Genomic DNA, 9,587 nt, shown 5'->3' on the forward strand with positions numbered 1-9,587 from the left:
AATTTTTTGTCGACGTATGCCCTTTCCCCAAATAGTTTGGTTATAGCGGATCGTAACTTCTTAGAGGACTGCATCAACTTTTTGGCTTCCTTATCCGAGTTATAAACAGGCACGCCAAGTCTCTTGAACATTTTGGCCACCGTGCTTTTACCACTTCCTATACTACCCGTCAATGCAACTGTTGTCATTGTCTTTTCAATATATATTCTACTTGGGTTTCATTCAATTCCGCACTTTGTAGATTCTCAGGCTTCCTAACTAATTGTAGCGCTATGGTTTTCGATGCATTGTCCTTTATCGAATTATAATCCGCGACCACCTCAAAACCCGAGCTTTCCAGTTCTTTTAACTCATCCAAAGAACCCTTGCAAAGCACGGCAACCACCTCTGGAAAAGTTCGAATGGCATACCTTTTTGGCAAGTTGATCACTTGAATGGGGACATTGACCATCTTTTCTGAAAATCGCGTTACCTTACCTTGCACAATAACCGTATTATTTGAATAGACTAAATGGTCCGATTCCCCGCTTTTAGATAAGGCCAACTCTGTGGTAAAGTCAGCGGCTATTTCAAACAGGTCCAATGGGACCGTATTCACCCACTTTATGGTATCCAGCACATGAATCGGGCCATTGATGGTCACTTCATTGGGCTCTATAAGCAGCGGCCCATCCAACATGTGGTTTTGCGCAAGCGTAACCTTCAATTTTGAATGCACGGGCACAACCTTGGTTCCCAAACGGGTAAATTCAAAATAGAGCGTATCCCGATCGATGTCTTCCAATACCATTGATCGTAATTGTTTTACGATTTGTTTTCGATATACACTTTCGGGAATAAAATACCGGCCTTTTGATCGGCTTATCGAAGCGACATCGATCTTGACTTCCTTGTTCCTGAAATTGAAACCTAAAAATTGAAATCCAGTGGCCTGTATTTTCACATCGACCTGCTTTTTAGAGGTCTTGGTGAGTAAAAGACTGTCAGGAACGTTATCAAATATCAAATTAAAGGTCGCGTTGTTGGTGTAGGTCTCCGATAGATTGTTCAAAAACCAGATCAAACTAGAACATAACAGGAACATCAAAAACATTTTTGCTTGGCGTCTTTTGAGTATGTTCTTGATTTTTAGTAGCACTTTCTGAAAATTCTAGTTGAAAAATAAATTAGGAAATAAGTCTTTGGGTTTCTTTTTGCTAAAATTAATCCAAAAGGTTGATTTAAGAAAACCCATACCATAACCCAAGAATTGGATCCCTACCGCAAGTATCGAAAGTAAGGCAACCATCACGTTTCTATTCTTTATCAACGAATCGATGAATATCGCTGCAAAATATAACACATAGAACCCAAAGGGCAGCACGATCTTAAAAACCAATAAGCACAGTGAGACCAGAAATCCCAGACAAAAAAGCGTAGGGAACCAATAGGTCACCTTAACGGTTTCGGGATGCCATTTGTTCAAAATTGGCCGTACCATACCAAACTTGTTGACTTGGATAAAAAACTTGTGCCAATCTATCCTACGTTTATGATAGACGAAGGCCTCGGGTATCAACTTGGTTTCATACCCTTGGTTCCATATGCGAATCGTCAAATCAGGATCTTCCCCGGGATGTATCTTGCCATAGCCCCCGACCTTGTCAAAGGCTTCCTTTGAAATCCCCATATTAAAACTTCGAGGCTGGAATTTATCGACGGCCGTCTTTCCGCCACGGATACCTCCTGTGGAAAAAACAGAAGTCATGGCATAGTTGATTGCCTTCTGAACCTTTGTGAAAGAATCGTGTGCGGCATCGGGCCCTCCGTAACAGTGCACAAAATGTTCATTCAGTGAATTTAAAACTTCAGTTAAATATTGTGGCGGCAGTATGCAGTCAGAATCCAAGATGATAAAGTAGTTGCCCTTAGCACGTTGCATGCCGTAGTTCCTGGAATCGCCTGGGCCTGAATTCGGCTTTTGGAAATAGGAAATACGAAGCGTTTTATCATGTTGTGCCACGACATCTTTAGATGAAATCTGAGAGCCATCCTCAACAATGACAATCTCAAAATCGGTATTGCCTTGCAACTTCAAAAAACTATCCAAGAGTTCTTTAACCTCGTCGGGTCTATTATAAACAGGAATAATAAAGGAAACATCTTTTGCTTTCATGGGTCCGAACAAAAGTAATTAATCCATATTACAATCAATACGATGTATCCATTCAAAATACGGTAAAAGAAAATGATGTTTTTTACTCCTTTTATCTGAATGCAGAAACGGCACATGCGTTCCAAAACCTTGTATAGCCAAAAAACCTTGCTTTAAAATAGCAAGGTTGGTTTTGCGGCATCATAGGGTCCCATACGGTATTTAGGAAATGTCCTCCATAACCGCTTCGGGTTTTAAGACTCTATAGAATTCCAACTCTGAAACCTCAAAATTTTCAATAAAATTATAACTCTCAAAATTTTCAGATCTTACAAGATTCACAAATAATCTTGCCGATTTAGAGAAGGCTTCATTTTTTTGGCTGTTCAAGACCAAAAGATACCCCATGATAATGTTTCCTGCCATTTCTACCAATCGCCTGGAATGAAAATCGATCAACTCGTTGTTATTCAATTCAATAACCCTATTGGTAATGGTTTCGTAAGCTTCAGTCATCTTATGAAGCTTGGTTCTGATCTCACAATTCTTATCGGATATTTGAGTATCGTAATACTTGATTTGCTCAAGATAAACTCCAGTTGTAACTCCTTTTACGGCAGCAACCGCCTGTAATTGTGAAGTACCTTCATATATCGATGTAATTCTGGCATCCCTATAGATACGTTCTATGGGGAAATCCTTCATAAACCCGGTTCCACCATGAATTTGAAGCGAATCATATGCGATCGCATTACATGCTTCACTAGCGGTAAGTTTTATCAATGGCGTAAAAACATTGGCCAATTTCATATAATGCTTCATTTCGGCACGCTCTTCTTTTTCTAAGTTGCGCTCTTTCATAGTTTCTTCATACGCTTTTGTGATATCCACAAATAAAGTGGTTTCGTATAATAGGGAACGTAAAGCGTCAATTTTCACCTTCATATTGGTTATCATCTCGTATACCGCAGGGAATTTTAAAATCACTTTACCAAACTGTGCCCTGTCTTGAGCATATTTCAAAGCTTCATGATACGCGGCATCGGCAATACCAACCGATTGTGCCCCAACTCCCAAACGCGCTGAATTCATAAGGGCCATGACATATTTAATCAATCCGAAGCGTTCTTTGCCCACCAATTCCGCAGGTGCATCCTTAAATACCAACTCACAGGTCGGAGAACCTTTGATACCCAATTTCTTCTCTAAGTGTCGTACTTGAACTGCGTGGTCGTTTCTATCATAGATATACATTGATAAACCCCTTGCATCCAAGGTGCCATCTTCCGATCTAGCAAGAACCAATGATATATCGGCATCCCCATTGGTGATAAAACGTTTGACACCATTTAATTTCCACGTGTTTTCCTTTTCATCAAAAGTGGCTTTCAATTTTACGGATTGCAAATCCGAGCCCGCATCTGGCTCTGTCAATACCATTGCTGCCGTTGCACCATCACGATTGAACCGAGGTAAATATTTATCCTTTTGTTCTTCAGAACCGAATTCATAAATAGTTTCGGCACAATCCTGTAATCCCCAAATGTTTGCAAATCCGGCATCTGCCCTTGCGACCATTTCCGCAGCCATGACATAGGGTAACATGGGAAAGTTCAATCCCCCATATTTTCTAGGGAGTGACATCCCAATAAGACCCGCATTATAAAGTGCTTTGTAATCTTCCGTTGTTCCTTTGGCATAGATCACTTCATTATTTTCCAGATGTGGACCTTCCAAATCGACCGATTCTGCATTTGCAGCTATAGTATTCGCGCAAATTTCCCCAACGATTTCCAAAACTTTATCATAGTTATCCAAAGCATCTTCATGATGTAAAGGTGCAAAATCATAGTGTTCGGATTCTTTGAAATTTTTCTCTTTAAGCGCAACTACTTTTTGAAAAAGCGGATGGGTCAAATGAAATTTGAAATCGGGTGTATCGGTAAAAAAATTATCCATTTTCTACTTTTTTAAGTTTGGTTTTTACAACGCTATCTAAAACCCCTATTTAGCGTTGGCTTTATAAAATTTGATCATCTTAGGAATTACAACGCCTAAATCACCATGAATCACGTAATCTGCAAGGCTATTTATCGGTGCTTCCGGGTCATTATTAATTGCAATGATCATCGAAGCATCTTGCATTCCTGCTGTATGCTGAATGGCACCGGAAATACCGGCAGCTATATAGAGTTTTGGTCTTACGGTTGTTCCTGTTTGACCAATCTGACGATTATGATCAATAAAACCAGCATCAACAGCTGCTCTTGAGCCTCCTACTTCGCCCCCCAATAAATTTGCCAGCTCTTCTAGACGCTCGAAATTCTCTTTGGAACCGACCCCATAACCCCCTGCTACGATAATTGGCGCCTCTTTAAGATTTACATCTGATTCTACGATATGCCGTTCTATGATTTTGACAACGAAATGTTCATCGCTCACTATTGAGTTTACATCTACTTCAACAATTTTTGATTTATAATTTTCATCAAAAACCTCTTTTTTCATGACGCCTTCCCTAACCGTGGCCATTTGTGGATGTTGGTCCCAATTGATGATATTCGCCATAATACTACCCCCAAAAGCTGGTCTTATTGCATAGAGTAAATCTTTGTATTCCTTCTTTTCTTTTTTCTCAAAATGATCGCCGATATCCAAAATGGTCGTATCGGCGGTTAATCCGCAATTCAAGGCTGAAGCCAATCGTGGCGCCAAATCCCTGCCTACCGATGTGGCACCAAATAGGACGATTTGAGGTTCTTCCTGTTTTAAAACATGGGTCGCAATCGCTGAATGTGGCAACGTTCTATACGGTTCTAATCTTTCGTCATCTGCCACAAATATTCTATCCACACCATATGGGGAAATCTGACCTTCGATTCCTTCCAACTGATTGCCGAAAACCATGGCTTCAAGAGGAGCACCTAATTTTGTAGCTAGTTTTTTTCCTGTTGATAATAACTCCTGACTTATTTCTGCAACCTTCTGATTTTCAACTTCGCAATAAACAAATACGCTTTTCATTTGAATTTTATTTAATAGCAATTATCCAATTATATGGTGATTGATCAACTCTTTGATCATATTTTCTATATCCACATCCGAATCTGATAAAACCTTTGCTTCATTAGCCGTTAAAACTATGCTTTCTACACTCTTTACTTTTGTTGGCGAACCTGGTAATCCAATTTTAGCCACATCTGCATCAATATCCTCAACGCCCCATTCTGGAATTGTCAAATAGGGTCTTTTAGCATGTAATGCTTTCAAAAACTCATCGGTTGAACGAATTTCGGAAGTGGTTCTGGCATATTTATATTGCATGATCCGTTTTGCTTCTTTAGATCGACACGCAGGTGAAGCCCCATGCACGGTCATTAAGCATGGCAGTGGTGAGGAAACGATTTCAACTCCTTTTGATAATCGTCGTTTGGCAACAACTTCATCATTTGTAATCGAGATGATCTCTTCTACATAGGTTATTTGAGGTACGCCCAGTTTTTCTGCACATTGCGGGCCAACCTGAGCGGTATCTCCATCAATGGCTTGTCTTCCGCCCATGATAATGTCGAAAGAAGGCAATTTTTGAATTGCGCGTACAAGCGTATAACTTGTTGCCAAAGTATCTGCGCCTCCAAACCGCTTATCTGAAATCATTATTCCTTTATCTGCGCCCCTATATAAACTATCCCTAATAATATCGGCAGCTCTTCTGGGACCCATGGTCATTACAGTAACTTCTGTATCAGGAACCCTATCTTTCAAATTAAGCGCCAATTCCAAAGCATGCAAGTCATCAGGGTTGAATACGGTATCCAATTTTCCGCGATTGACCGTACCATCTGGTTTCATTGCATCTGGACCGACATTTCTTGTGTCTGGCACTTGTTTAATCAGCACAACTATTTTGAGTGGTTTCATCTGTTTAAATTATATTATATTTTTATTGGTCAGATGTAATTCGCCTTGGAACAATGCGGTTGGTTGCAACTTAATTGTTCTGGCTCATTTCATAAGTGTTATTTGGATTGATTGTTAAACCGTACCAAAAATAACACCTCATTTTCGCAAAAAAGGTGACAAAACTCATACAATGGAAAAAATGGCACAAAAAAAAGAGGTCTTAAAAAGACCTCCTTTATATCATTATACGTTAATCGCTACTTTTTACGCTCTTTCTTAACCGTCTCTGCCACCGTTTCTTCTGGAGCATTGTTCTTCATAAAATCTTCCATTATAGCAGTACTTACTCCCATATTAGAGAAGCCCCCATCATGGAATAAGTTTTGAAGTGTTACTTTCTTTGTCAAATCTGAAAATAGTGTTACGATATAATCTGCACATTCCAATGCCGTTGCATTACCCAGTGGTGACATTTTTTCTGCATAAGCCAAGAAACCGTCAAATCCTTTTACGCCACTACCGGCTGTTGTTGGCGTTGGGGATTGGGAAACGGTGTTGACCCTTACTTTTTTATCCCGTCCAAAGAAATACCCAAAACTACGTGCTACAGATTCTAAATAGGCTTTATTATCCGCCATATCATTATAATCAGGGAATACACGTTGTGCTGCCATATAGGTCAATCCTACAATACTTCCCCATTCACTAACGGCATCTTTGTTGTAAAGCACACTCATCGTTCTATGGAAAGACAAAGCGGAAACATCCCAACCTGTCTTTGTGAAATTATAATCTTGATGCGTATAAGGATTTCCTCTACGTACATTTACAGACATCCCAATTGAATGTAAAACGAAATCGATTTTTCCTCCCAATATCTCCACAGCTTTGTCTACCAAGTTTTCGAGATCCATCATTGAAGTTGCATCTGCAGGTACAATCTCAGAATTTGTTTTTTCCGCAAGTTCAGAAATAGTTCCCATGCGCAAAGCGATTGGCGCATTGGTAAGTACAAACGTGCCTCCTTCTTCATGAATTCGCTCTGCAGTTTTCCAAGCAATTGAATTTGCATCTAAAGCTCCAAAAATAATTCCCCTTTTTCCTTTTAATAAATTATACGCCATGTTCTCGTTTTCTTAGTTGATTATTTCGACAAAGATATTTAAAATATGTTGAATAAAAAGATTGTCCGATTTGATGGTAAAATAGCCTTAGTTCAACAATTGCCTGGCATGGGCCATGGCAGAATCCGATAGCGCCTTGCCACCTAACATTTCCGCCAACTCAAGCACCCTTTCTTCTTGTGATAGTTCTTTCATGTTCGTTAAGGTACCACTGTCCTTGTCCTCTTTGTACACCTTAAAATGGTGGTCGCCTTTGGAGGCCACTTGCGGTAGGTGCGTTATGGAAAATATCTGCATGCTCTTGCTCATTTCAAACATGATCTCGGCCATACGGTTTGAGATTTCCCCGGAAACCCCGGAATCGATTTCATCGAACATCATCGTAGGCAGGCTTTCGTATTTGGCCAGTATCGACTTTATGGTCAGCATGATACGGGAAAGTTCACCTCCAGAAGCTACTTTCTTAAGATCCCCGAAATCAGTCCCTTTATTCGCCGCAAACAAAAAGGACAACTCATCCTTTCCATTGGGTTTGAAATCCATTGCCGGGCGGATACCAATGTTGAAACGGGCATTGGGCATGCCCAACAAAGCCAAACGTTCTTCCAATTGCCGTTTTAAGTCAGGGATGACCTTCTGTCGTTCCTTTGAAATTTTAGAGGCCAATTTATCAAGTTCAAGCTTCTCTGTTTCCAATTGCTTTTCCTTGGCTGCAATTTTAGCCTCGATGTTCTCGGTCGCCTCAACTTTTTCAGCAAGTTCCTCCTTTATTCCAATCAATTCGGAAATTTCGCGCACTCCATGCTTTTTCTGTAGGTTGTAAAGCACTTGTAATTTGGTGTTTACCTCATCCAATACTTTTGGATCCAGATCTGCCTTCTCCAATAGCTCCTGCAATTCTGAGCCAATATCATCCATTTCAATGCGAACGGATTGTATTCTACCGTCCAATGCTTGGTAGGCTGATCCAAAACTCGAAAGTTTATTCGATACCTGCTTTAATTCTGTCAAGAGGTTCAATAGACCTATTTGCTCCTCATTCAATACCTGATGACCTTTTGACAATAGTTCAACAATGGTCTCAATATTGCTCATTTGTTCATATTGCTCTTCCAATTCTTCGAGCATCCCCTCTTGAAGCTGGGCTTCTTCCAACTCTTTCAATAAAAAACTGTTATACTCATGTTCCTTTATGGCGTTGGCCTGAAAGTCGATCAATCCATCCAATTGCAAGGCAGTATTTTGATATTTCTTCAATTGATCGGTATACTCAGTGCGCATCGTCTTGGTATCTGCAAGTGAATCGATTACCTTAAATTGGAACTCGTTTTCTGCCAGTTGCAAAGTTTGATGCTGGGAATGTACATCGATCAATCTATCGCCCAACTTGGACAGTACATCCAAATTTACGGGCGTATCATTAATAAAGGCACGTGATTTACCACTGGGTAAGATCTCCCTTCGAATGATGGTCTTCTCTTCATAATCCAAATCATTTTCTGCAAAAAAAGATGAAAGACCATAGTTGCCGATTTCAAACTCACTTTCAACAATACACTTTTCATCCTTATTTCGCAGTGTGGAAAGGTCGGCCCGTTTGCCCAAAACCAAGGAAAGTCCACCCAATAAAATTGATTTACCAGCGCCTGTTTCCCCTGTGATACAAGTAAATCCGCCCATAAAGGACACATTTAACCTATTGATCAATGCATAGTTCGTAATGGAGAGATTGCTCAGCAAAACCTTAATTTTCGGATTGCCGTAAAGATAATTTATATTTCAGTTGAAAAAAATGGGGATCAATATTTTATCTCATTCCAAGTATTGGAATACAGGGGTGCGATTTGATTCAAGGTTTCCTTTAACTTGATCACATCTACTTTAGGACCATCGGAAAAGATATTGCGGATCTCATCGGATTTTGCATCGAAAAACGTGGAGACCAAAAAGGCATTGGGCCTTCTTTTAATCATGGTCTCGAACAAGTTCAAGGTCCCAGCAATCACCTGTTTACCCGTGCTGTTGTTATCGGCAAGAATGTCGATGCCCTTTCTATGATAGTTGTACATTGCCACACGGTATTCCCTATAGGTGTTTGACATCAAGTTGTCTACCAATTCGAAACGACTGCGATCAGAAGATTGACTCCAACCCAAAGAGTTACTACTTTGTGCCTGGGTAACAATATTCTGGGCCTTTCTAAAACTCTCGCTTCCCCCTTCAAGGGAAAAGGTATCGGCATCCAACCCTAAAATGACATACACATAATAGGCTATGACGCTCACCAAATTCGATTCGAATACATTCTCATTGAAAACCAAAGGTTGGAATTCGATATATTCAAAGTTGAATTGATTGTCCTTATAATTGAAAATCGGGGTTTCATAGGACGTGTTGAAAACCGGTCTTGAAGACTGGATCTGGAT

Annotated in this window: 9 protein-coding genes; all 9 read right to left on the reverse strand. The window is 40.1% G+C overall.

The features are described 5' to 3' along the window. The coding region (locus WBM98_RS14950) for a dephospho-CoA kinase (protein ID WP_424366829.1) at positions 1–188 on the reverse strand (188 nt) is incomplete at its 3' end. Then, on the reverse strand, positions 185–1,084 hold the full coding sequence (locus WBM98_RS14955; RefSeq protein WP_424366830.1) for a hypothetical protein: 900 nt from the start codon (positions 1,082–1,084) through the stop codon (positions 185–187). The genes WBM98_RS14955 and WBM98_RS14950, both read right to left, overlap by 4 nt. Before the next feature lie 66 nt (positions 1,085–1,150). Next, positions 1,151–2,155 carry a glycosyltransferase gene (locus WBM98_RS14960; RefSeq protein ID WP_424366831.1) on the reverse strand — a complete coding sequence of 335 codons (1,005 nt, stop codon included), beginning with the start codon at positions 2,153–2,155 and terminating at the stop codon, positions 1,151–1,153. A 201-nt stretch (positions 2,156–2,356) separates the two neighbouring features. Further along, the gene (locus WBM98_RS14965; RefSeq protein WP_424366832.1) at positions 2,357–4,093 is read right to left on the reverse strand and encodes an acyl-CoA dehydrogenase family protein; all 1,737 of its coding nucleotides are present in this window, start codon (positions 4,091–4,093) and stop codon (positions 2,357–2,359) included. Positions 4,094–4,138: 45 nt separating this feature from the next. After that, on the reverse strand, positions 4,139–5,158 hold the full coding sequence (locus WBM98_RS14970; protein WP_424366833.1) for an electron transfer flavoprotein subunit alpha/FixB family protein: 1,020 nt from the start codon (positions 5,156–5,158) through the stop codon (positions 4,139–4,141). Between the two features lie 21 nt (positions 5,159–5,179). After that, entirely contained in the window at positions 5,180–6,055 is an 876-nt protein-coding gene (locus tag WBM98_RS14975) for an electron transfer flavoprotein subunit beta/FixA family protein (RefSeq protein WP_424366834.1), read from the reverse strand. 239 nt (positions 6,056–6,294) lie between these two features. Further along, entirely contained in the window at positions 6,295–7,161 is an 867-nt protein-coding gene (locus tag WBM98_RS14980) for an enoyl-ACP reductase FabI (protein WP_424366835.1), read from the reverse strand. Between the two features lie 87 nt (positions 7,162–7,248). Beyond that, on the reverse strand, positions 7,249–8,901 hold the full coding sequence (gene recN / locus WBM98_RS14985; RefSeq protein WP_424366836.1) for a DNA repair protein RecN: 1,653 nt from the start codon (positions 8,899–8,901) through the stop codon (positions 7,249–7,251). Positions 8,902–8,960: 59 nt separating this feature from the next. After that, on the reverse strand, positions 8,961–9,587 hold a 627-nt coding region (locus tag WBM98_RS14990; protein ID WP_424366837.1), incomplete at its 5' end, for a DUF4835 family protein.

This window comes from Maribacter sp. (assembly GCF_049667165.1).
GTDB lineage: Bacteria > Bacteroidota > Bacteroidia > Flavobacteriales > Flavobacteriaceae > Maribacter_A.